General features: G+C 61.0%; 23 protein-coding genes. 10 read left to right on the forward strand and 13 right to left on the reverse strand.

What is annotated here, in order from left to right:
• Positions 1-11: 11 nt before the first annotated feature.
• The 3 genes from FHU41_RS08620 to FHU41_RS08630 form a co-directional block, all read right to left on the reverse strand.
• Positions 12-1,139 carry an acetate/propionate family kinase gene (locus FHU41_RS08620; protein WP_179389285.1) on the reverse strand — a complete coding sequence of 376 codons (1,128 nt, stop codon included), beginning with the start codon at positions 1,137-1,139 and terminating at the stop codon, positions 12-14.
• Complete coding sequence (pta, locus tag FHU41_RS08625) at positions 1,139-3,238, reverse strand: phosphate acetyltransferase (protein ID WP_179389286.1); 2,100 nt, start codon at positions 3,236-3,238, stop codon at positions 1,139-1,141. The genes FHU41_RS08620 and pta overlap by 1 nt, the downstream gene beginning before the upstream one ends.
• Before the next feature lie 74 nt (positions 3,239-3,312).
• Positions 3,313-4,992 carry an LCP family protein gene (locus FHU41_RS08630; RefSeq protein WP_179389287.1) on the reverse strand — a complete coding sequence of 560 codons (1,680 nt, stop codon included), beginning with the start codon at positions 4,990-4,992 and terminating at the stop codon, positions 3,313-3,315.
• 249 nt (positions 4,993-5,241) lie between these two features.
• Between FHU41_RS08630 and FHU41_RS08635 the strand changes: the two genes are divergently transcribed.
• The 5 genes from FHU41_RS08635 (at position 5,242) to FHU41_RS08655 (ending at position 9,647) form a co-directional block, all read left to right on the forward strand.
• A complete protein-coding gene (locus tag FHU41_RS08635) occupies positions 5,242-5,658 on the forward strand; it encodes a hotdog fold thioesterase (RefSeq protein WP_179390375.1) in 417 nt (138 codons plus the stop codon).
• Positions 5,655-6,974 carry a phenylacetate--CoA ligase PaaK gene (gene paaK, locus FHU41_RS08640; RefSeq protein WP_179389288.1) on the forward strand — a complete coding sequence of 440 codons (1,320 nt, stop codon included), beginning with the start codon at positions 5,655-5,657 and terminating at the stop codon, positions 6,972-6,974. The genes FHU41_RS08635 and paaK overlap by 4 nt, the downstream gene beginning before the upstream one ends.
• The gene (locus tag FHU41_RS08645) at positions 6,971-7,567 is read left to right on the forward strand and encodes a TetR/AcrR family transcriptional regulator (protein ID WP_179389289.1); all 597 of its coding nucleotides are present in this window, start codon (positions 6,971-6,973) and stop codon (positions 7,565-7,567) included. Before paaK ends, FHU41_RS08645 begins: the two co-directional genes overlap by 4 nt.
• Before the next feature lie 173 nt (positions 7,568-7,740).
• On the forward strand, positions 7,741-9,219 hold the full coding sequence (locus FHU41_RS08650; protein WP_179389290.1) for an MFS transporter: 1,479 nt from the start codon (positions 7,741-7,743) through the stop codon (positions 9,217-9,219).
• On the forward strand, positions 9,216-9,647 hold the full coding sequence (locus FHU41_RS08655; RefSeq protein WP_179389291.1) for a universal stress protein: 432 nt from the start codon (positions 9,216-9,218) through the stop codon (positions 9,645-9,647). The genes FHU41_RS08650 and FHU41_RS08655 overlap by 4 nt, the downstream gene beginning before the upstream one ends.
• A gap of 2 nt (positions 9,648-9,649) precedes the next feature.
• Here FHU41_RS08655 and FHU41_RS08660 read toward each other — a convergent pair whose 3' ends face one another.
• The 3 genes from FHU41_RS08660 to FHU41_RS08670 all read right to left on the reverse strand — a co-directional run bounded on the left by FHU41_RS08660 (position 9,650) and on the right by FHU41_RS08670 (position 13,317).
• Positions 9,650-10,189: a GNAT family N-acetyltransferase gene (locus FHU41_RS08660; RefSeq protein WP_179389292.1), complete on the reverse strand. Its 540-nt coding sequence runs from the start codon at positions 10,187-10,189 to the stop codon at positions 9,650-9,652.
• Between the two features lie 21 nt (positions 10,190-10,210).
• Positions 10,211-12,334, reverse strand: coding sequence for a phenylacetic acid degradation bifunctional protein PaaZ (gene paaZ, locus FHU41_RS08665; RefSeq protein WP_425503287.1), 2,124 nt, complete (start codon positions 12,332-12,334; stop codon positions 10,211-10,213).
• Between the two features lie 215 nt (positions 12,335-12,549).
• Positions 12,550-13,317: a class I SAM-dependent methyltransferase gene (locus FHU41_RS08670; protein WP_179389294.1), complete on the reverse strand. Its 768-nt coding sequence runs from the start codon at positions 13,315-13,317 to the stop codon at positions 12,550-12,552.
• A gap of 25 nt (positions 13,318-13,342) precedes the next feature.
• On the opposite strand from FHU41_RS08670, the gene FHU41_RS08675 reads away from it, so the two are divergent.
• Positions 13,343-13,738, forward strand: coding sequence for a hotdog fold thioesterase (locus tag FHU41_RS08675; RefSeq protein ID WP_179389295.1), 396 nt, complete (start codon positions 13,343-13,345; stop codon positions 13,736-13,738).
• A gap of 161 nt (positions 13,739-13,899) precedes the next feature.
• On the opposite strand, the gene FHU41_RS08680 is transcribed toward FHU41_RS08675, so the two are convergent.
• The 6 genes from FHU41_RS08680 to FHU41_RS08705 form a co-directional block, all read right to left on the reverse strand.
• Positions 13,900-14,493 (reverse strand): GNAT family N-acetyltransferase, encoded by a 594-nt coding sequence (locus tag FHU41_RS08680; protein WP_179389296.1) that lies wholly within the window; start codon positions 14,491-14,493, stop codon positions 13,900-13,902.
• Positions 14,494-14,502: 9 nt separating this feature from the next.
• Positions 14,503-15,210, reverse strand: coding sequence for a tyrosine-protein phosphatase (locus tag FHU41_RS08685; RefSeq protein WP_179389297.1), 708 nt, complete (start codon positions 15,208-15,210; stop codon positions 14,503-14,505).
• Positions 15,211-15,231: 21 nt separating this feature from the next.
• The gene (locus FHU41_RS08690; protein WP_179389298.1) at positions 15,232-16,080 is read right to left on the reverse strand and encodes a 3-hydroxyacyl-CoA dehydrogenase family protein; all 849 of its coding nucleotides are present in this window, start codon (positions 16,078-16,080) and stop codon (positions 15,232-15,234) included.
• Positions 16,077-16,844 carry an enoyl-CoA hydratase/isomerase family protein gene (locus FHU41_RS08695; RefSeq protein ID WP_179389299.1) on the reverse strand — a complete coding sequence of 256 codons (768 nt, stop codon included), beginning with the start codon at positions 16,842-16,844 and terminating at the stop codon, positions 16,077-16,079. The genes FHU41_RS08690 and FHU41_RS08695 overlap by 4 nt, the downstream gene beginning before the upstream one ends.
• Entirely contained in the window at positions 16,841-18,037 is a 1,197-nt protein-coding gene (locus FHU41_RS08700; RefSeq protein WP_179389300.1) for an acetyl-CoA C-acyltransferase, read from the reverse strand. The genes FHU41_RS08695 and FHU41_RS08700 overlap by 4 nt, the downstream gene beginning before the upstream one ends.
• Before the next feature lie 124 nt (positions 18,038-18,161).
• Entirely contained in the window at positions 18,162-19,814 is a 1,653-nt protein-coding gene (locus FHU41_RS08705) for an ABC-F family ATP-binding cassette domain-containing protein (protein ID WP_179389301.1), read from the reverse strand.
• A 172-nt stretch (positions 19,815-19,986) separates the two neighbouring features.
• Between FHU41_RS08705 and FHU41_RS08710 the strand changes: the two genes are divergently transcribed.
• Positions 19,987-20,418: a VOC family protein gene (locus FHU41_RS08710; protein ID WP_179389302.1), complete on the forward strand. Its 432-nt coding sequence runs from the start codon at positions 19,987-19,989 to the stop codon at positions 20,416-20,418.
• A 4-nt stretch (positions 20,419-20,422) separates the two neighbouring features.
• Here the strand turns inward: FHU41_RS08710 and FHU41_RS08715 are convergent, their stop codons facing one another.
• Positions 20,423-20,848, reverse strand: coding sequence for a VanZ family protein (locus tag FHU41_RS08715; RefSeq protein WP_179389303.1), 426 nt, complete (start codon positions 20,846-20,848; stop codon positions 20,423-20,425).
• A 134-nt stretch (positions 20,849-20,982) separates the two neighbouring features.
• On the opposite strand from FHU41_RS08715, the gene FHU41_RS08720 reads away from it, so the two are divergent.
• The 3 genes from FHU41_RS08720 to FHU41_RS08730 are packed head-to-tail and all read left to right on the forward strand — an operon-like array spanning position 20,983 to position 23,909.
• Positions 20,983-21,912: a 1,4-dihydroxy-2-naphthoyl-CoA synthase gene (locus tag FHU41_RS08720; RefSeq protein ID WP_179389304.1), complete on the forward strand. Its 930-nt coding sequence runs from the start codon at positions 20,983-20,985 to the stop codon at positions 21,910-21,912.
• 7 nt (positions 21,913-21,919) lie between these two features.
• Positions 21,920-23,023 (forward strand): AMP-binding protein, encoded by a 1,104-nt coding sequence (locus tag FHU41_RS08725; protein WP_179389305.1) that lies wholly within the window; start codon positions 21,920-21,922, stop codon positions 23,021-23,023.
• 4 nt (positions 23,024-23,027) lie between these two features.
• On the forward strand, positions 23,028-23,909 hold the full coding sequence (locus FHU41_RS08730; RefSeq protein ID WP_179389306.1) for a 1,4-dihydroxy-2-naphthoate polyprenyltransferase: 882 nt from the start codon (positions 23,028-23,030) through the stop codon (positions 23,907-23,909).
• The last annotated feature ends 26 nt before the right edge of the window (positions 23,910-23,935 follow it).

Below are 23,935 nucleotides of genomic sequence, written 5' to 3' on the forward strand. Positions count from 1 at the left end.
GCCGAAAATCCTTAGCTCTCCGGCCCCAAACGCTTCACCAGGGCTGCGGTTGCCTCGGCGATGGCACGTTCTTCATCCGTGGGAATGACGAGTACCGGAACAGCCGAATCTGCAGTGCTGATAACGCGCGACTGCTTCGAACGTTCCCGGTTCGCTGGCTCATCGAGCCGGACGCCAAGGGCACCGAGGCGTGCGGTCACCAGCGCCCGGAACTGCCAAGAGTTCTCTCCGATTCCCGCGGTGAACACGAGCGCCTTAGCGCCACCCACCGCCACATGGTAGCCGCCGATGTACTTGGCCAGCCGGTAGCTGGTCACCGCGAGCGCCATTGCGGCTCGCTCGTCTCCGGCTTCGGCTGCCTCCACCACGGTGCGCATATCGTTGTTCCCGGCCAGGGCAAGCAACCCGGACTCTCGGTTGAGCAGCGCATCGATACGATCCGCGGAATAACCCTGCCTGGCCAGGAACACCAGGATTGAGGGGTCCAGATCACCGCTTCGGGTACCCATCACCAGCCCCTCCAGGGGAGTGAAGCCCATCGAGGTGTCGATGCTCTTACCGGCCTGAATCGCGGTGATCGAGGCACCGTTACCAAGGTGCGCCAGCACGCCGTCGAACTGCTCCAAGGGTATTCCGAGGAAGTCCGAGGCCTGGCGGGCAACGTATTCGTGGCTGGTGCCGTGGAAGCCGTAGCGGCGGATCCCGTGCTGACTATAAAGTTCCTCCGGAACGGCATAACGCCAGGCGTGCTCGGGCAGGGTCCGGTGGAAAGCGGTGTCGAAAACCGCGACTTGCGGGAGCCGGGGCCATTTAGCAGCGATTGCTCTAATGCCCAGCACATTGGCCGGATTATGCAGGGGCGCGAGCGGGTTGAGTCGTTCAATGGCACGGGTGATTTCGGGATCGATGAGTACCGGCTCACCAAATCGCTCCCCGCCGTGCACCACTCGGTGCCCCACCGCATCGATGTCGATCCCGCTCAGCTCCGCAGCCAATAGTTCAAGGGCCGCCGCATGATCGGCTACCTCTCCCGCGCCGATCTTTTCGATCAGCCCCTCCAGTAGCACCGTTCCGGCTTCGGTGTCTCGCACTTGATATTTCAGCGAGGAGGAACCGGAATTAATCACCAAAACGCGCATTACTGCTCCCCCTGGGCCTGTGTGTCCTGGGCTTGAATACCTTGGGCCTGAATGGCCGTGATCGCCACCGTGTTCACGATGTCCTCCACGGTGCAGCCCCGGGAGAGATCGTTAATCGGCTTTCGCAGGCCCTGCAGAACGGGTCCGACGGCGACCGCCCCCGAGGATTGCTGCACGGCTTTGTAGGTATTGTTCCCGGTGTTCAGATCCGGGAAGATAAAGACGGTTGCCTGCCCAGCCACCTCGGAAGCGGGTAGTTTGGAGGCGGCGATTGAAGCATCGACGGCGGCGTCGTACTGAATCGGTCCTTCCACCGCGAGCTCGGGTTTGCGAGCCTTGACCAGTTCGGTTGCCCGACGCACCTCGTCCACCGCCCCACCGGAACCGGATTCACCGGTGGAGTATGAGAGCATCGCCACCCTCGGTTCCACGCCGAACTGCACGGCCGTTTGCGCGGAGGCAATGGCGATATCCGCCAATTGCTCCTCATTGGGTTCGGGGTTCACCGCGCAGTCGCCGTAGACCAGAACACGATCCGGCAGCAGCATCAGGAACACCGAGGAAACAATCTTGACGCCTTCGGCGGTTTTGACAAATTCCAGGGCAGGCCGGATGGTGTTCGCAGTAGTATGCGCCGCACCGGAAACCATCCCGTCAACCACACCGAGCTGCACCATCATGGTGCCAAAATAGGATGCTTCCAGCATGATTTCCCGGGCTCGGACCACATCCATGCCCTTATGCGCACGGAGCCTGGCGTACTCCTCGGCAAAGCCTTCCAATAACTCGCTATTGGCCGGGTCGATCAGGGTGATGCCACGCAGGTCGACGCCGTGGCTAGCCGCAAGCTCCCGCACTTGCGCCTCGGGACCAAGAATGGTCAGGTCGCAGACATCACGGCGGTGCAGAATCTCCGCGGCGCGCAAGATCCTCGGGTCCTGACCTTCAGGCAGCACAATATGCCGCCGCTCACCGCGGGCTCGCTCAATCAACTCGTGCAGGAACCGCAAGGGCGTCATCCGCACCGGCCGTGGCAGATCCAGGCGTTCCAGTAGTTCGGCTTCATCCACCCGGTTAGACCAGGCGCCCAGGGCGGCGGCAGCCTTGCGACGCGGCGAGGACCAGATCTCGCTGCGCACCTCGCTAACCTTCTTTGCCGTTCCATAGGTGTCTTCGGGACTGTCAAAAACCGGGAAGGGTGCCCCTGCCAGCAGCGGATAAATATGCGCATCCGGAGCCAAGCCGCCGGTCAGAATCATGCCCGAAGGAACCGGAAATTCCGGTGAGAAGGTCGATGCCAGAGTGGCGATGATGATATCCGCCCGATCCCCCGGCACAATCACCAGAGCTCCCGGATCAAGCACCCGGAGAAAGTTGCCAACGCTCATCGCGGCAACCTTGATCGATTCAACATCGCGCTCCTGCTCGGGGCTACCGGCAATCTGCCGCAAGCCCAGGGCGGTGGCAACCTCGCCAACGGTGGGCTGAGCTATCTCGTCAATTTCCGGCAGCACGTAAACGGCTTTGCCAGAAGCTCCGGGGCGCAGGGTCGAGGTAATTCCGGTGAGGTCTCCGGGAGCGGCCCGGTTGACCATCATGGCCAACAGCGAGCATTTTGCGGCGGCGAGTTCCTTCCTGGTGACGTCAACCGCGTCCGCTACCTCCGCCGTCGTGCGTCCCTTGGCGCTCACCACTGCCAGCACCGAACAGCCTAGATCATTGGCCAGCCGCGCGTTTAGGTCGAATTCGACAGCAGCATCCTGCCCGGTCAGATCGGTGCCTTCCACGATCACCACGTCTACCTCGCGGGCAATCTCGCTGTAGATTCCCACGCACTGGGCGTCGATCTCCTCGCGCTGACCGGCCGCTAGCAGACCACGAGCCTGCTGCGCGCTGAGACCTGCACGGCAAACCTTCGGGCTCAGGTCGAAGCGACGAGCCACCATGGCGACCATCGGATCGTTCTCGGCGTCCTCCGCAATGGGCCTGAAGAAGCCGATTCGGTCTGCACGTCGATGCAAGGCATCAGCCAGGCCTAGGGTGATAAGCGATTTACCGGAGCCTGGCATGGCCGCACTGACATAGATTCCCTGAGTCACCTTCCCTATCTTGCCAAAGATGCCTCTTCAGCGAGCAGGATTGTGAGCAAAACCTCGACGGCGGCTGGCTTGCCTTAGCCCGGGGTACAGTTCCCGTTATTGGCCAGCAGCGAGGTCAGGGTGGCTCCGGCGGCGGCGTCCCCGTTGTACTCCGCGACGGCTAGCTGTTGCAGGTACTCCTTGGTGATCGCTGGTGCCGAAGAGGTAGTTGGCTTAGGTGTGCTGACCGGTGTTGAAGGCTTCGCCGTCGTACTCTGCGTAGTGGCTGAGCTGCTGGCCGCACTGCTGCTGGCTCCCGTGCTGCTGGCACTCGGCTTTTTCGTGGCCGAAGCGGTTTTGCCCAACAACTGCGCCACCTTTTGCTTACTGAGCGCGAAATCCGGGTAGGTGGGGAAGTCGGTCTGGCCCGGCACATTGGACACCAGATCCGGCGGCCCGATGGTCAGCCGCTTCACCGGTTGAGACTGAGACTTCAGCGCCAGGTCTATGAAGCTGCCGATCTGGGCGGTGGAAATATCCGATTCGATGATCTGGGTCCCGGCCTTCGCGATCTCACTGAACTTGGTGAACATGGTCAGGGGGTCCATCTGTTTCACCATCGCTTGCACGATGCACTGCTGGCGTAGGTTCCGCGAATAGTCCAGCACCCACTGACGCGACCGAGAGTACCAAAGCGCCTGATAGCCGTTCAGTTTCTGCTTGCCAGGGGCAATCCAGCCTTCCGGCGGCAGGTGTACGCCACCGACGTTATCGAGCGCGGCCCCGCTGATCGGAACCCACCCTCCCGCATTGATTGTCACTCCACCCATCAGATCGATCAGATGCGCAAAGTTATCCATATCCACAATCACGTAGGCCTGCATTTTGATGCCCAGGATCTCCGAGGAGGTCTCCAGCATCGCTTGCGCCCCAGGATCCCCGGCGTTCGGATAGAGATCCTTGTACTTCTCGTTGACCTTGGCGTACAGGTTCCCGATGATGCACTGATCACCGCAATTGAAAGCGCCATCGGTGCCATCCGTGCCATCGCCATTCGTCAGCGCCGCCTTCATGGGCGAATCCGCCGGGAAGGGTGCGTTCTGCAGATTGCGCGGAATACTGATCGTGGTGATTGCCCCACTGGTGGCGTCGATACTGATCGCCATGATGCTGTCCGGGCGACGGCCCTCGCGGTCTGCCCCCGCGTCTCCGCCCATCATCAGGATGTTGTAGCGGCCATCAACGGGATTCAAGAGCGGCTTCACCGGAGTCCGGCCATCTGCGGTGGCTGGACCGGTGAAGATATCTCCCAGCGCGCTCCGACCGATATTGATGAGATAAGCCGCATAGGCCGTGCTGCCACTGGTGAGAACCAAAAGCGGCACCAGCACCGCGATCACGCCGATTTTCATGCCGCGGCTCAAAAGCGGGAATCGAATCAGCCGTAACAGATCGAGATAGGTCACCAGATACCACAAGGAGATAACCAGCAGGCAGACAATCAAGATCATCGAGTTCACCGGATGGGTGAGCAGGGTGATCAGCCAACGCCGATCGGTCGCTGCGGAAAGGCCAACGTAAGTCGCACCCGCCCACATCGCGGCCGGTACCGCTAGAAAAGCCCAGCGCACCGGGTGTTTACCGCGGAGGAAATGAACGATGCCGGGGAAGAAAGCGTTGAGCACCAGGAAGCTAAAGATTGACCTGGACGCAGGCACCCCGTCAATCGACTTGAGGTGCCGAGGCGTAGCACGACCAGCCGACCTGCGTCCCATCTGCTACCTTCTTCCGACCACCCACCCCTGGGTCCAGCTCATAAATGATTGCGATCGCATTTGACACGGATCTGAGTGAAGCCTACCGGATTCAAGTGCCAAGTTACCTCGTCGACGGTGGCAGCCGGGAATCGCTGTCAGCCGACTCATAGTTTCCGGTTAGTGAGATGCTCTTGACCTCAACCCGGATTCGCGATTACCTAATGAACATTCGGTAAGTAATTCTTGGAGGCTCCAGTGACACATCCCATGCTCGCCCACGACGCAGCCTCATCCTGGCTAGGCATCACCATTGACGAACTGGCCGATGGCCATGCCGCACTGTCAATGACCCTGCGTCCGGAAATGATGAACGGCTTTGGCGTGAGCCACGGCGGGATGATCTTTGCCTTCGCCGATTCTGCCTTTGCCTTCGCCTGCAATCCGCTTGATGCCGACGGGTCCACGCAGACCGTCGCCTCCGGGGTGGATGTGAACTTTCTGGCCCCTTCCTATGCGGGTCAAAAGCTACGGGCGATTGCCAGCCGCCGAGCTGCCACCGGACGTAGCGGCCTCTATGATGTTCAAGTTTTTGCCCAACAAGAAGACGGCGCGGAACAGCTCATTGCCGAATTCCGGGGCCGCTCACGCACGGTCCCAGCCCGTTCCGGAAAGGAAACACGATGACCGAGTCACAAAACCCCGAGCCGAAGAATTCCGAGACCGAGTTCTTCGACCGCGAGCGCATCGAAGCATTGCAGCTACGCCGACTCCAGCACACTCTCTCCTACGCCTATCAGCGCGTACCGCTGTACCAGCGGAAATTCGATGCGGCCGGGGTGCGCCCCGAGGACCTGCGTACATTGGCGGATCTACAGCACTTCCCCTTCACCACGAAGGATGATCTGCGCAATGAATACCCCTTCGGCATGTTCGCGGTCCCCCAACAGGAAGTGGCCCGAATTCATGCCTCTTCCGGAACAACCGGTAAGCCCACCGTAGTGGGCTACACCTCGAACGACCTGCGTAACTGGGCGGACCTGGTAGCCCGCTCGATGCGGGCTTCCGGAGCACGTCCCGAGCATAAGGTACACATCGCCTACGGCTACGGGCTGTTCACTGGAGGTCTGGGCGCCCACTACGGTGCAGAGGCTCTGGGCACCACGGTGATCCCGATGTCCGGCGGCCAGACCGAAAAGCAGCTTCAGCTCATCCTGGACTTCGAACCCGATGTCATCATGTGCACCCCGACCTATCTGCTCACCATCATGGACGCCTTCACCCACCGTGGCATTGATCCGCGGAGCACCTCGCTCAAATACGCTATCTGCGGTGCCGAACCTTGGACCGAGGAGATGCGTCAGGAGCTGGAAGCCGGAATGGGTCTGGACGCCTGTGATATCTACGGGCTTTCCGAGGTGATGGGCCCCGGTGTCGCCGGAGAATTCGTGCAAAGCAAGGACGGCAGCCACCTTTGGGAGGATCATTTCCGACCCGAAATCATCGATCCCTTCGACCATTCAACCGTGCTGCCCGACGGCGAATCCGGAGAGCTGGTGTTCACCACGCTGACCAAGGAAGCGCTGCCGATTATCCGCTACCGGACCAAGGATCTGAGCAGTTTGCTTCCCGGCACCGAACGCCCAGGAATGCGGAGAATGAGCCGGATCAGCGGTCGCAGTGACGACATGATCATTCTGCGCGGCGTCAATCTCTTCCCCTCTCAAATCGAGGAGATCGCACTGCGGATTCCCGCGCTCAGCCCACACTTCCAACTCGAGATCAGCAGGCCCGCCGGCCAGCGGATGGACGAGCTCACCATTAAGATCGAACCTCGCCCGGAGTCGAGCAGTGTGGAACGGGAGGCGGCTGCACTGCAGCTTCGGAAAGAGATCAAGGTACAGATCGGCTCGACGGCGGTCATTGCCGTTGTTGAGCCAGGGAGCCTTGAGCGATCCAACGGTAAGTTACGCCGCGTCTATGACTTGCGTACCGCGCGATGAGCAGCCCGGCCCGTCGGGGCAGACCCGGATACGATCAGGACGCGGTCCTACAGATCGCCGTTGAAGCCTTCAACCTGCACGGCTACGAAGCGACCTCGATGGGACTCCTGGCCGAGAAACTGGGTGTCTCCAAATCGGCGATTTATCACCATGTAGCCAGCAAGGAAGCACTGCTGGAGCTGGCCCTCGAGCAGGCGCTTGGTGGGCTCGAAGCACTTCTGACCGAGCCAGCTGCACTGGAGGGGCCGGCCGATAGTCGATTGGAACACGTCTTACGCGGCACCATCGGCGTACTCGTGGACAAATTACCCTATGTCACCCTGCTGCTCCGACTACGCGGAAACACCGAGATGGAACGGGAAGCCCTGCGTCGCCGTCGTGACTTCGACCGGGAGGTCTCTTCCTTGGTCGAGGCGGCCCAATCCGCGGGTTCGCTGCGGTCCGATGTGGATGCCAGAATCGCCGAGCGTTTGCTCTTCGGAACGATCAATTCAATTGTTGAGTGGTACCGCCCAGAAGGGCCACTGAGCGCCGAAGAACTCGCCGACCAGGTCATCGCCATGGTGTTCAACGGGCTGCACGCGCAAAGCTAAAAACCATCCTGAATATGACCCCGGATTGAAACATTTCGATCCTGGACATTTGTCAAGACAGCTCCTCGGGGGTAAGTTGCTACCCAATGAGTCGGGCGATTGACTGCTCGACTCGTCGGCAAGTTGGGGCTGCCGAGGGAGGCCTCCCCCAATGAGACTCAAGGAGGAGCGCCGTGTCGAATACTCTTAGCGAAGAGGCACCACAGCCGATTCGAAGCGTGATCGCTGCCAGGATGGACCGATTACCCTGGACAAGATTCCACTGGACGGTGGTGGTTGGCCTCGGGGTTTCTTGGATCCTGGACGGCCTAGAAGTTCAGATCGTCGCCCAGAATGGCTTCGCCCATTCACTCGGTATGGACAACGCTCAAGTTGGCCTGACCGGAACCATCTATCTACTCGGCCAGGTAGTTGGTGCACTCTTCTTCGGACGCCTGGCCGACCGGCTCGGCCGGAAACGACTCTTTATCCTCACCCTGGCCATCTACTTGGTAGCTAGCGGAATCGCTGGACTCTCCACCGATATGTGGTTCCTTTGGGTGTTCCGGTTCATAGCAGGCATGGGCATTGGCGGCGAATACACCGCGATTAACTCGGCTATCGACGAGCTGATCCCCTCGAAATATCGCGGCCGGGTGGATATCGCGGTCAACGGCACCTACTGGGCCGGTGCGGCTCTGGGCGCTGCCGCCAACTTCTTCCTGCTGCCCACCGGTAACCAGGAGTTCGCCGATAGCTGGGGTTGGCGGATCGGCTTCTTCATTGGCCCTGCCCTGGGGTTAGTCATTATCTATCTCCGACGGCACATCCCGGAGAGTCCACGTTGGTTGGTCACCCACGGTAAAGAGCTTGAAGCCAATACCACCGTGGACAAGATCGAAAAGGATATCAAGGCTTCCGGGCGGCAGCTCAGCAAGGTCACCGATGATCAGGCCATGTTGATAGCACCGATGAAGAGCGTGCCGTTCGGCAAGGTGGTTCGGGTCTTTATCGTGGAGTACCCGAAGCGCACCTTCCTGGGACTGAGCATGATGATCACCCAGTCCTTCCTCTACAACGCAATCTTCTTCAGCTACGCCATGGTGCTGGAAAACTTCTACGCCATTCCCAAGGGAGATATTGCTTTCTATTTCTTCCCCTTCGCGATTGGCAACCTGATCGGTCCGCTTTTGTTGGGGCCGCTCTTCGACACCATTGGTCGACGGAAGATGATCTTCGCTACTTACGGTCTGGCCGCCGTCGTACTGGCCATTTCCGCAGCCCTCTTCCAAGCCGACTCAATCAGCGCAACCGTGCACGTGGTGCTCTGGTGTATCGCCTTCTTCTTCGCCTCGGCGGGAGCTTCCTCCGCTTATTTGACGGTCAGTGAGATCTTCCCACTGGAACTGCGCGGACAAGCCATTTCCTACTTCTTTGCGGTAGCGCAGATCGTTGGCTCACTTGGCCCGGTCATCTTCGGCGCACTGGTAGGCGACGGTACCGATCGCAATCCACTGGCCGGAGGCTACTACCTGGGTGCCGCCGTGATGTTACTGGGCGGATTAATCGCCCTGTTCTTCGGCATCGACGCGGAAGGAAAGGCACTCGAAGAGGTGGCCGACCCACTCTCCAAAGTCAAAGAACCAGCAGCAGCGAAAGGATCCGAACTATGACGTTTATCGTGGTGGGAGTGAGTGCCTCTAGTGGCTCGCCCGGAGCGCTGCGGATGGCCGCCCGGGAATCAAAATTACGCAAGATTCCGCTGATTGCGGTGCAAGCCTGGAGCGCACCTCGCGCACCCAGTGCACCGGGTGGCAGGCCCCCAGCCGTCAGCGTGGACCCGGCTCAGCTCTTCGCTAACGCGGAGCAGGCGCTGCGGGATCAGGTGGCGGAGACCTTGCCCGAGGAGGTCGAGTGCCGATTGGTCAAGGGCTCACCCGGCAAGGTGCTGCTCAGCGAGTCCGAGGGAGCGGAACTATTGGTGGTGGACGCCCCGCGCGGCGCGATCACTCCGACTTCTCCGCTGCTGGCGCACAAGCTGGTTTACCAGACCAGCTGCCCGGTGCTGATCATGCCACCTTCGCAGGCCCAGGCGGGCTGAATCTAGACCCCGCCGACTAGCTTCAAGGGAAGCAGGTCTACCTCAGGAGCCGGATCCGCCCTGAGTCTTGAGTAAGTAACGACGTCGAAACGCTGATCGTCGTACCGGAGTTTTTGCCGCTCAAGACCCTCAGGGACGAATCCGGCCCCTGTTGCAACTTTTCCCGAACCAGGGTTGTTGAGCCGGTGCCCCAGCTCGAGCCGAAAGACGTCGAGGTTACCGAACGCCCAGTCAGCCAAGGTTGCCACGGCTCGAGTGGTCAGACCCCGGCCTCTAGCCTCCGGCGCTGCCCAGTACGACATCCAGGCGGTGTTGTGCACCGTCTCGATACCGCTCAGGGTGACTCCTCCCACCGCCACTCCGGCTAGGTCCACGGCGAGCGAGCGAATCACCTTAGAGGCTCCCCAGCGCCGGGTTTCAATCCAGCGGGCAGCTTCGAGGGCATCTAAGGGGCCGCCCTGGCTGGCCATATCCGACGCTAAGAATGCCGCGATCAAGGCTTCCGCGTCTTCGGGCTGCCAGGCTCGTAAAAACGGTTGCATGCGCCTCCTTGGGCTAATTGTTTAGGAAAGCATTGACGATGTTCCCGCTCCACCATCCACCGGCTCCTGGGTCTTGGCCACCAAGGTCAACACATCGTAGGTGGCGACAATCTCATCGTGCTGATTATGCAGGATGGCATCCCAGCAAACCTCGCCATAATCCTGATCTTCGCGCGGAGTGATTTGCTTGGCTGTGAGGGTTACCCGGAAGGAATCCCCCGCCGCCAAGGGAGTAATAAAACGCAAATTCTCCAAGCCGTAGTTCGCCAGCACCGGCCCCGGAGCGGGCTCTACGAAGAGTCCGGCTGCCCAGGAGAGCAACAAATAACCGTGCGCCACGATGCCGGGAAAGAAGGGGTTGGCTGCGGCGGCCTCTTCATTGGTGTGTGCGTAGAAGGTATCGCCGGTGCTGTTCGCGAAGTCCGTGACATCCTGCAGGCTGACCTCGCGCAGCTCGGAACCAAAAGCATCACCAATCCGCAGCTCGGCCAGGGATTTACGGAAGGGGTGCGTGCCATCGAAGTGCCGGTCCGCGCCCGGATGCCAGACGCCCGTCACCGCGGTGAGCATATTGGGTGAGCCTTGCAGGGCGGTCCGCTGCATATGGTGGTGGACCGAGCGGATACCGCCCAGTTCCTCACCTCCGCCGGCCCGACCGGGGCCGCCGTGTACCAGATGCGGCACCGGGGCGCCGTGCCCGGTGGAACTCCTAGCGTCCTCCCGGTTAAGCACCAATACCCGGCCGTGATGAGCCGCGATTCCGGTCACCAACTGCTGCACCACGAGCGGATCGTTGCTGCATACCGAAGCTACCAGGGAACCCGCACCCATTGCGGCCAATTGAATGGCCTGATCCAGGCTGTCATAGCCGATCACCGAGGTCACCGGGCCAAACGCTTCCAGATTGTGCACTTCCGGGGCAGCTGGATCGCTCCAGCTCAGCAGCACCGGGGACATAAATGCGCCGTCCTCCGCCGAGCCGACCGAACCGTCTCTTCTGGTGACCATAGGGGCATCCAGGGAGCCATACGCCAGCTCGCCACCGGCGTTGAGCATGGTCTGCACGGCGGCGCGCACATCGGCCAGTTGCTCCAGCGAGGCTAGGGCACCCATCGTAACCCCCTCCGCTCGGGGGTCGCCCAGGACCACCTTCTCGGTGAGCCTGGCGGAGATCGCGGCGACGACGTCGTCCTTAAGCGCGACAGGCACAATGGTGCGCCGAATGCTGGTGCACTTCTGCCCGGCTTTGACCGTCATCTCGGTGACCACGGAGCGAACGAAGGCTTCGAATTCCGGTGTTCCGGCGGCTGCGTCTGGGCCCAGAATCGCGGCGTTAAGAGAGTCGGTTTCCGAGGTGAATCGCACCCCACCAAACACCACCTGCGGGTGGCTCTTGAGTGCCTTGGCGGTGGAAGCGGAGCCGGTAAAAGCCACCAGATCACGGTAATCGAGTTCATCGAGCAGGGTCCGGGCGGAGCCGGAAATGAGCTGAATCGAGCCTTTAGGGAGAATCCCGGACTCAATCATCAACCGCACCATCGCCTCGGCCAGGTAGCCGGTGGGGGTGGCGGGTTTGACGATGCTGGGCACCCCAGCCAGGAAGGCGGGAGCGAATTTTTCCAGCATGCCCCAGACCGGGAAGTTGAAGGCGTTGATCTGCACCGCGACGCCCGGGATTCGAGTATAAATATGCTCGCCCGCGAAGGACCCATCCCGGGAGAGCACCTCAAGTGGGCCGTCAATAATCACATTGGAATTGGGCAGTTCCCGGCGGCCCTTGGAGCCGAAGGTGAAGAGCACGCCGATGCCGCCATCGATATCGACCAGATTGTCGATCTTGGTGGCGCCGGTTTTGGCGGAGATTTCGTAGAGTTCCTCGCGCCGACCGTTCAGGAACTGGGCGAGTTCCTTGAGTTTGAGGGCTCGCTGGTGAAAGGTGAAGTCGGCCAGATTACGCTGCCCGGTTTCCCTGCCATAGCGGACGACGGCGGCCAGATCGAGACCTTCGGAGCTCACCTTGGCAAGCGGCTCGCCGGTATTGGCATCGCGGACAATCGGCGCCCCGGCCGGAGTGTTCTGCGGGGTCCACCAAGCTTCTTGGACGTAGCTGGGAACCGTCAGCAGTTCGGTATCAATGCTTGTCATCGTCGACATCCTCCATCACAGCACATTACTGAACGATCGGTCAGTAATCCACCAAGTCTAACCCACCCACCCCACCCCGCCAAGCGTTACCCAGTTGTCCCACTGGGTGTTACTGGAGGGGCAGAAATACAGGGAAAATCGCCACATTGGCAACACCTGCAACACCGAATGGGATAACTGGGTTGAGTTTGGAGCGAGTTTGAGTCGCCGGGAGGCTAGGGGGTACTGGTAATGAGGACGAGGGAGCCTTCGAAGAAGGGCTGGGTCCTGAGCTCGCCGTGGCGCTCATCCCAGCTTCCGTTGAGCAAATCTGCTTCCAGGCTTGCTACCGACTCCGCCGCTTCCTGCGAACCGAGGAAACTCCAAGCGGAATTAGCCTGCCGAGCACCCGGATCGAGCAACATCTCCGGCCTGCCATAGTAGGCCTCGCCAAAACCATCACTGCACTGCAGCGGGATCGGCACGGTTTGGACCTTTGCCTTGCCCAGGATGTCCGCGATGCGTTGCGGATCGGGGTAGCGGCTGGCCTCGGTGGCAATCACTTCGGGCGCATAATCGACCAGCCAGAACCGGTCCAATAAGGCCGGATCACAGCTCAGGATAATTACCGGCCCTCGGGTCACTCGGCGCATCTCGCTGAGCCCTTGTTCCAGATCCTGCCACTGATGCACCGTGAAGGTGGCCATTGAAGCGTCGAAGGAATCGTCAGGAAATGGCAGGCTCTCCGAGCTGGCGTCAATCGCCCGGCTAAGTTCGGACGGGCGCTGCGCTCGCATGGTGGCGCTTGGTTCGACGGCGGTCACCTCCCGGTCTCGCGGCTCATAAGAACCGGCCCCGGCGCCGACATTGAGTACCGTTCGAGCGTCACCGAGAGCCGTCTCGATGTATTGGGCGATCAGCGGTTCCGGCCTGCGGTAGTTTGAGTACCCCAGACCGATCTGACCATAATTCGCATCCCCGACGCTGCCGTCGTCGTAACTCATACCCTGAGCCTAATAGGCTTGGATCATGAACGAACAGTGGAAGATCGTCCTCGGCGAGTTGGACGAGAAGATGGGTGTGCAGATCCTCGAAGAGTCCATTGACCGGGTGGTAGCGACGATGCCGGTAGCGGGAAATCGGCAATCCTTCGGGCTGCTGCACGGCGGCGCCTCACTGGCCATCGGGGAAGCCGTGGGCTCCTGGGCCGCGGTGATCTATGCTTCCACCCTGGGCAAAACAGCCGTAGGCGTGGATGTCTCAGCCACGCACCACAAATCGGCGCGGGAAGGCATCATCACGGTCACCGCCACCCCGCTGCAACTGGGCCGCACGCTAACCAGCCATCAGGTGATCATCGCCAATGAATCCGGCGAGCGGCTTTGCACGCTGCGAATCAGCAATCTATTACTGGACCGGAAGTAAGACCAACCTTCACTCCTTAGGCACTTCGACCTGGCAGCCGCGCAGATCGGCATCCGTTGCCCCTAAATGCGCCGCTACCACCGGGCGCAAAAAGGGGAAACGGGTGCCGAATTCTGGAAAGTAGCCAGAACAGATCACTGTCGATGTAGAACGGAACCGGGTCAGCGCTCCTTCTGCAGCCGGAATTCCAGCCCCGACTTCACCATCGGCCACTCGGAGGCAATAATCGAGAACACCACGGTATCCCGCACAGTGCCGTCCGGCATCCGCAGATGCGCCCGCAGCACGCCATCCTGCTTCGCCCCCAGCCGGGCAATTGCTTCGCGGGACTGCTGGTTCATCCAGTGGGTGTGAAACTCGACGGCGGTGCAGCCTAGGTTCTCGAAGGCATGTCTCAGCAGGAGCAGCTTCGAATCGGGATTGGTCCCGCTCCCCTGTGCACCGGCGGCATTCCAGGTGTATCCGATCTCCAGCCGAGGGGTCTGCACATCGATATCGCAATAAGTGGTCATGCCGATGATCTTGCCGTCGCTCAGCCTGCGAGTGGTGAAGGGAAGCATTGAACCCGCCTGCTGAAGCTCCAGCCGTCGCTCAATCTCGGCTCGCATCTGCTCCGGCCTGGGCACCCTGGTGTACCAGAGCTTCCACAGCTCTCCATCTTGAACCGCTTCCACCAGACCGTCGTGGTGTTCCACAACTAACGGTTCCAACTGCACATATTTACCGGTGAGAGTGACGGGTTCAAAGGTGGTCATAGAACCATCCTAGGGGCCAAGTAGCAGGCTCCGGATAGCGCCAATCTCCTGAGCCTGGACCCCAAATTCAAGCAAATAACCTTCGACGTCGGCCTCCGCCGCAGCGGTAAGCATGGCCTGCCGGGTGCGTTTTGCCCAATCGTCGAGGACCGGGTTGCTCTCGCCGGGCTGGACGCCGTCGAACTTTGGATCGGAAGGAGCACTCACCCGCACACCGGTCTCGTAATCGTCGGCAATCAGCTCCGCAGGTACCTCGGCAAGTTGCAATAGCCCCATCACGATCATGCCGGTCCGGTCGCGACCACCGGCACAGTGAATCACCACGGCACCCTCCGCCCGAGCAATGGCCCGGTAGACGGCAACGAGTTTATCCGGCCAGATCCGCATCATCGGCCAGATCGACTCGGGGGAATTCAGTATCGGGAAAACCGTCTGGAATTGAGGGTCTGACTGGTCTTCGACCGGCAGCAAGTGCACTTTGATACTGAAGAGTTCGGAGACCGTCGGATCATTCGATCTACGCCCCGCCTCGTCCGCGTTCCGCAGGTCAATGATGGTGCGCACACCGGCGTCATGCATCTGCTGCCAACCAGCCTGGCTGAGTGACTCACGGCGAGCCATCCGGAACACCCGGCCCGGCAGAACTTCGCCTAGCCCGCCTAGATCTCGCGCGTTGAACGCGCCTTCCCAATCCACCTCACGCGGCAATTCAATCATCGCCTCAGTCAATCAGAGCGACTACCAAGTAAAGAAACCCTGGCCGCTCTTCCGCCCTAGTTCCCCGCGCGCTACCTTATCGCGCAGGATCTGGGGCGGCTCAAAGCGCTCCCCCAGCGTGGATGCAAGGTACTCAGCAATGCCCAATCGCACATCGAGCCCCACCACATCGGTGGTCCGCAAGGGCCCCATCGGATGCTTGTACCCCAGCTCCATCGCGGTGTCGATGTCCTCGGCGGAAGCCACCTCTTCTTCGACCATCCGCATTGCCTCCAGGGCAATGGCAACGCCTAAACGTGAAGACGCAAAGCCCGGCGCGTCTCGAACGACGACGGCCCGCTTGCCCAGCGCTTCAACCCAGCCCCGCGCTTCGGTCACCAGCGAATCGGCGGTTCGCTCACCCACCACCACCTCGACCAGGGTCGAAGCCGGAACCGGATTGAAGAAGTGCAGACCGAGGAATTGCTCCGGCCGCGCCAGCATTCCGGCCAGGGCATTGACCGAAAGCGATGAGGTATTGGTGGCTAAGACAGCTTCAGCGGAAAGAACGCTCTCTGCGCGCTGCAGCGCGGAAACCTTGAGCTCAAAAACCTCCGGCACCGCCTCGATCACCAGTGAAGAGCCGCCCAGCTCTTCCACCGAAGTCAGCACGGAAAGCCGCTCCAGAGCATCCTCGACGTTGCCCGCCAGCACTCCCCGCTCCGCGGACTTCTGTACCGCTTCGGTGACCCGGCTGCGAGCGGCCGCAGCGGCGTCGTCATTGGCTTCGGCAACCGCCACCCGGCAGCCATTGACCAAAAAGGCATGGGCGATTCCCGCCCCCATTCGGCCTCCACCGATCACTCCGACCACTGCGGGCAAACTGCTCATTTCTTGGCCTTCTTTTCGAGGAACGCGGTCATTCGCCGGTACTTCGCCGCCGATTCGAAGAGCACGGCCTGAGCCTGCATATCGGCCTCAGGATGCGCTTGGCGAGGTAGATGGAATACCGCCTTCGTGTATTGGACAGCGAGCGGATCTTGCGCCGCGATCCGCTCGGCCAGCGCGTGTGCGGCAGGCAGTAATTCGGCCGGGTCGTGGAGTGAGGAAACCAGCCGAGCCGCCAAAGCCTCCTCGGCATTCAGCACCCGGCCAGCCAGCAGAATTTCCTTAGCCAACGGCTCACCCACCAGCTCTCGCAGCCGCCAGGAGGCTCCCGCCGCGGCCATAATGCCCAGCGAGGTTTCCGGATTGCCGATCCGAATCGATGGTGTGCCAATCCGGAAATCGGCGGCAAAGGCGAGCTCGGCTCCACCGCCCAGCACAAAGCCGTCCAAAGCAGCGATCACCGGCATTTTGAGTTCGGCAATTCGAATAAAAAGCTTGATATTAATTCCCGCGAGCGCATCTTCACGGCCGCGATCACGGAGTTGGCCGATATCCGCTCCGGAGGCGAAAACTCCGCCCTTGTCGGTCTGCGCACCGGTGAGAATCAAGATCTTCGGATTCGACTCCAGAAAAGCACACACCTGGTGCAGTTCGTCGATCATCTGCTGATCAATCGCGTTGCGCACCTCGGGCCGGTTGAGCCTAACCACCACACGGTCAGGTGAGTCCTCAATCAGCAGCGTCTTGGCGTCCGGAAGCAGGCTCATACCTTCTCCACCAACAACGCTGCACCCTGACCAACGCCAATGCACATGGTGGCTAAGCCACGATGTGCACCCTCCCGCTCCATCCGGCCGAGCAGGGTGATGGCGATTCGGGCCCCGGAGGAACCGAGCGGATGCCCCAGCGCAATCGCACCGCCGTCGGCATTGACGATTTCCGGATCAAGACCCAAGCGGCGGATGCAAGCCAAGGACTGAGTGGCGAAAGCTTCGTTGAGTTCCACAGCGGCAATGGAGGAAAGTTCGACGCCGGTCCGCGCCAAGAGCTTTTGGGTCGCCGGAACCGGGCCAAGCCCCATCACCTCTGGGGCGAGCCCCGCCGTCGTACCATCGACAATGCGAGCGCGAGGGGTTAATCCGTATTTCTGCACCGCTGCCTCTGAAGCCACCAAAATTGCCGAGGCTCCATCGTTGAGTGAGGAGGCATTACCCGCGGTGACCACCCCGTCCGGCCGGACCACGGGCCGCAAGCCGGCCAAGGTCTCCAGGGAGGTATCCCTCCGGGGCCCTTCATCGACGGAGACGGTGTGCACCGAACGCCCGGCTCGGGCTTCCACCGCCACGATCTCGGCATCGAAGCGACCGGCGTCCATCGCGGCCAGGGCTCGCTGATGGGAACGCAGCGCAAAAGCATCGGCATCGGCTCGGCTGATCCCATCCAGGGAGGCAACCTCTTCTGCGGTTTCCGGCATCGAATAGGTCGCTTTATCCCGCTGCTTGAGGCGCGGGTTAGTGAACCGCCAGCCAATCGAGGTATCGAACACCTCGCCGGGACGGGCGAAAGCCTTCTCAGGTTTAGCCATCACCCAGGGGGCTCGGCTCATCGACTCAACGCCACCGGCAACCACCAGATCGGCGGCCCCGGCCTTGATCATCTGGGATGCCAGGGTGATAGCGGACATCCCAGAAGCACAGAGTCGATTCACCGTGATTCCGGGAACGGTATCCGGCATTCCGGCAAGCAGAAGTGCCATTCGGGCGACATTTCGGTTGTCCTCACCCGCTTGGTTGGCACTGCCCAGAATGACTTCTTCGACCAAGGCGGGATCGATTCCGGTGCGCTGCATCAGTGCAGAAATCACCGTGGCCGCCAGGTCATCGGGACGAACCGAGGACAGCGCCCCACCATAACGACCCACCGGGGTCCGGACTCCGTCGACTAGAAAGGCTTCCGCCATGTCCGCTCCTCAGCGTCGATCCACCGGCAGCAATCTGCTCAGCAAATTACTGACCGTTCGTTCTATAAATATTTCACACCGGACATGCCGGGTCAATCATCGTTGCTCAGATGACAGCGGGCCCCTAGGATGACGACTCCAGTAAACGGCCATTCTCCATCCGCATTTCGCGGGCGGAGGACAGTCCGGAGAACCATTCGTGAAACACCCGGTCATGGCTGACCAGCAAAAGCGCGCCGGAAAAGCCTGCAAAGAGTTCTTGCAATTCCTCGACGAGCTGCGGCGCCAGGTGATTACTTGGTTCGTCCACCAGCAAAACCTCAAAATCCCCGAGCAGCAGCCGGGCCAAGGCAAGACGGCGATGCTGACCGGCCGAAAGCGTTCCCACCGGGAGTAGGAAGTCCGCCGAACGGAACAGCCCCAAGGTGAGCAGTTCCTCCGCCTGCCGCTCGATATCCCCGATACGTCCCGCAGCAAAGGCTGGCAGTAACCGCATTTCGGGCTGAGCAGGGAACGGAACCTCTTGCGGGAGATACCCCAGTGGAGCGCGACGTCGCAGCTCCCCGGCCGTTACTACTCGCCCGGAGAGCGCCTCCAGTAAGCTGGTTTTCCCCGCGCCATTGGGACCACTGAGCAGCACTCTCTCGGTGGCGTCCAGGGTGAAGGAGGGAACATTTAGCCGAGCGGGGAGCAGCAGGTCATGCCCCTCCAGCACAACTCCCGAGGACCGCGGAACGCCCAGCCTGGCCGAGAGCCGCAACGGTTGAGGCGGCCGTTCCACCGGGTTCTCCTCGAGTCTGCGGAGCCGTTCCTGCGCATTACGAATCTGCGAGCGAACAGCCTCATCGACCGTTCCCGCCTTGAAATCGAAGGCCATCCTGTCGTGGTCCCGGACCCGACCATAACCATTACGTCCGGTGCCGGCCACAGCCTTCTGACGCTCCCTGGCCATGGCATCCTGCCACTGTTGATAGGACTGCTCCCAACGAGCGTGCTCGGCCTGCTTCTCCCTCAGATAGCCGGAATAACCGTTGCCATAACGCCGGACCGCACTCCGCTCAGCATCCACTTCGATAATGGTGTGCGCCACCCTGCGCAAAAGCATCCGGTCATGCGATACCACCACCACGCTGCCCCGATGCGCCGCCAAGTTATTTTCCAGCCAATCCAGCCCGGCGGCGTCGAGATGATTCGTGGGTTCATCCAGCAATAGCACCGGTGCCGGGTCGGCGAGCAGACAGGCCAGGGCCAGCCGTTCACGCTCGCCCCCGGAAAGCGCATCAACCGAACGTTGCCGATCGAGTTGCCCTAGCCCCAGCCTGTCCATGGCTGCGTCCAGCCAGGCTTCGGCCTGGTAACCGTCACGCAGCGCGAAGGCCGTGGCGAGCTGATCGTAGCGGGAGAGTTGTTCCGGTGAGGCCTCGACCAGCTGGGACGAAAGCTCCAGTAACTCGGCTTCCATCGCCCTTGGCTCGGCAAGGGCATCGTCAATCACCTCGGTCACCGTGGCTCCGAGCGGAAACTCTAACCCTTGCCGCAGGTAGCCGGACCGTTTCGGGAAGGTGATCTGACCGGCGTCGGGAGCTTCCACTCCGGCCATCAAACGGAGCAAGGTGGATTTCCCGGCACCGTTCTCACCCACAATAACGACATGTTCGCCGGGCGAAATGGTGAGTTCCACCTGTTCGAAAAGCAGCCGATCGGCGTAACCGTGGGCGACGCCACGCAGCACAATGGGAGCCACAGTTTGGGAAGGAAACTCAGCAGAAAAAGTCATCGATGAACCTCGCAATCAACGTCAATGGAGTCACGTTTGGGAAGGATTGCGATTAGTTGTTCATGCCCTCAGGGTAGCACCGTCGGATCTGCCGATTCAGCTGCTTCGATTCAGGGCTGAAGTTGTCCTAAATGCCCTGGCCGAGCAAAGCGAATCACCGTAGTCTGCTGCCATGAGCTACTCACTTCAGATAGCAGTTGATGCCACTAACCCCCATGCGCAAGCCGATTGGTGGGCGGAAACGCTCGGGTGGCAGGTGGAGCCGAGCAACGAAGAGTTCATTCGGTCAATGGTCAAGCAGGGCCATGCGTCCGAATCCGATACCCTGATCCATCGCGGCACTCTGGTCTGGAAGGACGGCCAAGCCATCAACCCACCCGAGGAAGTGCGCGATGGCAGTCGGATCTTGTTCCAGACAGCCCCCGAGAGCAAAACCGTCAAGAATCGAGTGCACTGGGATGTCCGCCTCGGCGGCGACAATAAGGACGACTTACGCTCCGCACTGGAAGCACGCGGAGCACGCTTCCTCTGGGAAGGTCATCAGGGACCGCACAGCTGGTACACCATGGCAGATCCGGAAGGCAATGAGTTCTGCATCTCCTGAGCTATCAGCGTTCCGGGGGCACTACCTCGGTTCCGGACTTCGTCCTTGATCGCGGAAGGATCAAGAATCCGACGAGGCAAGCACCTAGGGCAGCCCCAGAAGTGTTAGCCACTACATCCGACCAGGACCCGGTACGTCCAGGCAGGAAGAATTGCTGAGTGAGTTCCACCGCCGAGCTGAGCAACAGCAGAGCCGGAATCGATAGGTACCAGCGACGCCCCAAAAGTATTGCGAGAAAGAGACCCAGCGGCACAAACATGAGCACATTGGCGCTCACCTCGATGAAGCCGTAGTCAACGAAGCCCGGCACGCCGTGACGATGCAAGGCATCGAGCAGAGCAGAAAGCCCTGGAGCCACTTGAGCATCGACATGACTCGGCCAGAGCACCAGAAGTAGCACCAGCACCCCATAGCCAAACAAACCGATCACGGCGAAACGCTTCAACCTCGTGACAGATCTCTTCACAACTTGGCACACCCGTGGAGTGAAAACTTCATCCCTCCAGTCTCGCAGCCGCCACCGCCCTCGGCACAACGGGGGTGGCTGATCAGTAGAATAGTCCGGTGAGTGAAACCCGGAAAGTCTCAGATATCTTCGACCCCCAGCGCTGGCGAACGGTCAGCGGCTTCGAGGATTTTCAGGACCTCAGCTACCATCGGCAACACGAAAACGGCCAAGATCTGCCCACCGTGCGGATCGCCTTCGACCGCCCAGAGGTACGCAATGCCTTCCGTCCGGGAACCGTGGATGAGCTATACCGGGCGCTCGACCACGCCAGGATGACTCCCGACGTCGCCACCGTGCTGCTGACCGGGAATGGCCCGAGTCCCAAGGACGGCGGCCACTCCTTCTGTTCGGGCGGCGATCAGCGAATCCGAGGCCGCGACGGTTATCGCTACGCGGAGGGCGAGACCCAGGAGACCATCGATCCGGCACGGGCCGGAAGGCTGCACATCCTGGAGGTGCAGCGACTGATCCGCACCATGCCCAAGGTGGTGATCGCCGTCGTCAATGGCTGGGCCGCCGGTGGCGGACACTCACTCCACGTTGTTGCGGACCTCACCATCGCCTCTAAACAGCATGGCAAGTTCAAGCAGACCGATGCCACCGTGGGTTCCTTCGATGCGGGCTACGGCTCGGCGCTGCTGGCTCGGCAAATCGGCCAAAAGCGCGCTCGGGAAATCTTCTTCCTGGCCAGAGAATACTCGGCCGAGGAAATGGTTCAGTTTGGCGCGGTCAACGAAGCCGTAAACCATGAACGGCTCGAAGAGGTGGCTTTGGAATACGCTGCGGATATCGCCAAGCAGTCCCCGCAGGCCATCCGAATGCTCAAGTTCGCCTTCAACCTGGCCGACGACGGCTTGGCTGGCCAACAAGTTTTCGCCGGGGAAGCCACCCGCTTGGCGTACATGACGGACGAGGCGGTGGAAGGCCGGGACGCCTTCCTGCAAAAGCGCGATCCGGACTGGTCCAGCTTCCCGCATTACTTCTGAGCCGGTAATGAATACTCAAGAACTACTAACTGCCCTGGCGGCGGCATTGGCCGACGAAGGACCCGCGGTCAAAATCAGCCCGGACGGCGTCGAGCTGATCGAGGCTCCGGAAGGAATCGCCCTTGTGGTGGGCACCTCGGGTTCTACCGGGGCACCCAAGCAGACCATGCTGAGCGTCGACGCGCTGGCGGCTTCCTCGATGGCCACCGCCTTGGCTCTGGGAGGCGAAGGGCAGTGGCTACTGGCACTTCCGGTGTTCTATGTGGCGGGCGCGCAGGTCTTGATCCGCTCGCTCTTCGCCGGCACCCGGCCTGCGGAGCTGCACGGCGACTTCAGCCCGGAGTCTTTTAGTGCGGCAGCCACCGAAATGACCGATCCGATCCGTTACACCTCGCTGGTACCCACCCAGCTAGCTCGGCTGCTGGACGCTCCGGAAAGCTGGCCCGCACTGCGCAGATTCAATGCGGTGCTGCTCGGCGGAGCCCCGGCGAGCGAGCAGTTACTCGCTCGCGCTCGCGAGCTTGGAATCAAGGTGGTCACCACCTACGGCAGCGCCGAAACTTGCGGCGGTTGTGTGTACGACGGCGACCCACTAGAAGGCGTCGAGCTCGCCTTACGCCCGGATTCGGCGGGGCAGCAGGTGATCTGGCTGGGCGGGGCGGTACTAGCCGAAGGTTATTTGGATGATCCCGCACGTACCGCCGAAACCTTCCAAACCTTTGATAACACCCGGTGGTACCGGACTTCCGACCTGGGCGAATGGGACGAACGGGGAGCTTTGCGGGTACTGGGCAGAGCCGATGACGTGCTCATTACCGGTGGCCTCAAGGTCTCAGCCCAGGCAGTAGCAGACAGTCTGCGAGGCATCGAGGGCGTGCACGAAGCCTTCGTCACCGGGCTGGAAGATGCCGAATGGGGACAGAAGGTGGTGGCCGCCGTCGTAAGCGAGCTGGCCGAATCCGCGCTGCATCAAGCAGCTGCCGGAATCCTGGCGCCCCATGCCGTACCCAAGACATTTCTGCTGCTGAAGGAACTGCCACTGTTGCCGCAGGGAAAAATCGACCGGCAGAGCCTGCTGGAACAGCTTCAAGCCAAAGATCGGGGAAAATAAGACCATGGCGAGCGCTGCACAATGGATAGAAGGCGCCCGGCTGCGCACCCTGCCGATGGCAATCGCCCCGGTCATCGTCGGCTCAGCTGCCGCTTTTGACCTGGGTTCCTTCCGCTGGCTGAACGCCTTGCTGGCTGCCGCCGTCGCCCTCTTCCTGCAAATCGGGGTGAACTACGCCAATGACTATTCCGATGGCATCCGCGGCACCGACGACGTTCGGGTCGGCCCGCTGCGATTGGTCGGTTCCGGGGCGGCCAGTCCGCGGCAGGTAAAGTATGCCGCCTTCGGCACTTTTGCGGTCGCCATGCTGGCCGGACTGGTACTGGTACTAATCTCCCAGTCCTGGTGGTTCATCCTGATCGGAGTGGCCTGCGTGCTGGCCGCCTGGGGGTACACCGGGGGTAAGAACCCCTACGGCTACCTCGGCTTGGGCGATGTTTTTGTCTTTGTCTTCTTCGGCTTGGTTGCCACCTTAGGCACCACCTACACCCAGGCTGGCTCTCTGAGCTGGGCCTCACTCGTGGGCGCGATCAGCACCGGGCTAATCGCCGTCGCGCTGCTGATGGCCAATAATGTGCGGGACATTCCCACTGATTCCGAGGTGGGCAAACGCACCTTGGCGGTTCGGCTGGGAGATCGGAATGCCCGGCTCAGTTATGTGCTGCTACTCGCCATAGCGATTCTGCTTCCACTGGCGCTGGTGACGCAGAAACCTTGGATCTTATTGGTGCTGCTGCTGATTCCAGCCACCTTGGTGCCCAGTTGGGTCATGCTCTCCGGTAAAACCCGTAAGGCGCTGATTCCGGTGCTCAAACAGACCGGTCTGATCAACCTGGGATTCAGCGTGCTCTACGGCCTGGCGATGGTCTTGCCGAAGCTGTTCTAGGCCAGTTTCAGACTAAGCCAGTTCAG

This window comes from Psychromicrobium silvestre (assembly GCF_013408295.1).
Classification (GTDB): Bacteria; Actinomycetota; Actinomycetes; order Actinomycetales; family Micrococcaceae; genus Renibacterium; species Renibacterium silvestre.

What these genes read in the sequence shown, in the direction of transcription:
- FHU41_RS08675 (WP_179389295.1), top strand. Translation starts at nt 13,343, where the DNA reads ATGAACGAACAGTGGAAGATCGTCCTCGGCGAGTTGGACGAGAAGATG.
- FHU41_RS08685 (WP_179389297.1), bottom strand. Translation starts at nt 15,210, where the DNA reads ATGATTGAATTGCCGCGTGAGGTGGATTGGGAAGGCGCGTTCAACGCG.
- FHU41_RS08655 (WP_179389291.1), top strand. Translation starts at nt 9,216, where the DNA reads ATGACGTTTATCGTGGTGGGAGTGAGTGCCTCTAGTGGCTCGCCCGGA.
- FHU41_RS08645 (WP_179389289.1), top strand. Translation starts at nt 6,971, where the DNA reads ATGAGCAGCCCGGCCCGTCGGGGCAGACCCGGATACGATCAGGACGCG.
- FHU41_RS08730 (WP_179389306.1), top strand. Translation starts at nt 23,028, where the DNA reads ATGGCGAGCGCTGCACAATGGATAGAAGGCGCCCGGCTGCGCACCCTG.
- FHU41_RS08620 (WP_179389285.1), bottom strand. Translation starts at nt 1,139, where the DNA reads ATGCGCGTTTTGGTGATTAATTCCGGTTCCTCCTCGCTGAAATATCAA.
- FHU41_RS08660 (WP_179389292.1), bottom strand. Translation starts at nt 10,189, where the DNA reads ATGCAACCGTTTTTACGAGCCTGGCAGCCCGAAGACGCGGAAGCCTTG.
- FHU41_RS08630 (WP_179389287.1), bottom strand. Translation starts at nt 4,992, where the DNA reads ATGGGACGCAGGTCGGCTGGTCGTGCTACGCCTCGGCACCTCAAGTCG.
- paaZ (WP_425503287.1), bottom strand. Translation starts at nt 12,334, where the DNA reads ATGACAAGCATTGATACCGAACTGCTGACGGTTCCCAGCTACGTCCAA.
- FHU41_RS08680 (WP_179389296.1), bottom strand. Translation starts at nt 14,493, where the DNA reads ATGACCACCTTTGAACCCGTCACTCTCACCGGTAAATATGTGCAGTTG.
- FHU41_RS08710 (WP_179389302.1), top strand. Translation starts at nt 19,987, where the DNA reads ATGAGCTACTCACTTCAGATAGCAGTTGATGCCACTAACCCCCATGCG.
- FHU41_RS08725 (WP_179389305.1), top strand. Translation starts at nt 21,920, where the DNA reads ATGAATACTCAAGAACTACTAACTGCCCTGGCGGCGGCATTGGCCGAC.
- FHU41_RS08705 (WP_179389301.1), bottom strand. Translation starts at nt 19,814, where the DNA reads ATGACTTTTTCTGCTGAGTTTCCTTCCCAAACTGTGGCTCCCATTGTG.
- FHU41_RS08695 (WP_179389299.1), bottom strand. Translation starts at nt 16,844, where the DNA reads ATGAGCCTGCTTCCGGACGCCAAGACGCTGCTGATTGAGGACTCACCT.
- FHU41_RS08690 (WP_179389298.1), bottom strand. Translation starts at nt 16,080, where the DNA reads ATGAGCAGTTTGCCCGCAGTGGTCGGAGTGATCGGTGGAGGCCGAATG.
- FHU41_RS08700 (WP_179389300.1), bottom strand. Translation starts at nt 18,037, where the DNA reads ATGGCGGAAGCCTTTCTAGTCGACGGAGTCCGGACCCCGGTGGGTCGT.
- FHU41_RS08635 (WP_179390375.1), top strand. Translation starts at nt 5,242, where the DNA reads ATGCTCGCCCACGACGCAGCCTCATCCTGGCTAGGCATCACCATTGAC.
- FHU41_RS08670 (WP_179389294.1), bottom strand. Translation starts at nt 13,317, where the DNA reads ATGAGTTACGACGACGGCAGCGTCGGGGATGCGAATTATGGTCAGATC.
- paaK (WP_179389288.1), top strand. Translation starts at nt 5,655, where the DNA reads ATGACCGAGTCACAAAACCCCGAGCCGAAGAATTCCGAGACCGAGTTC.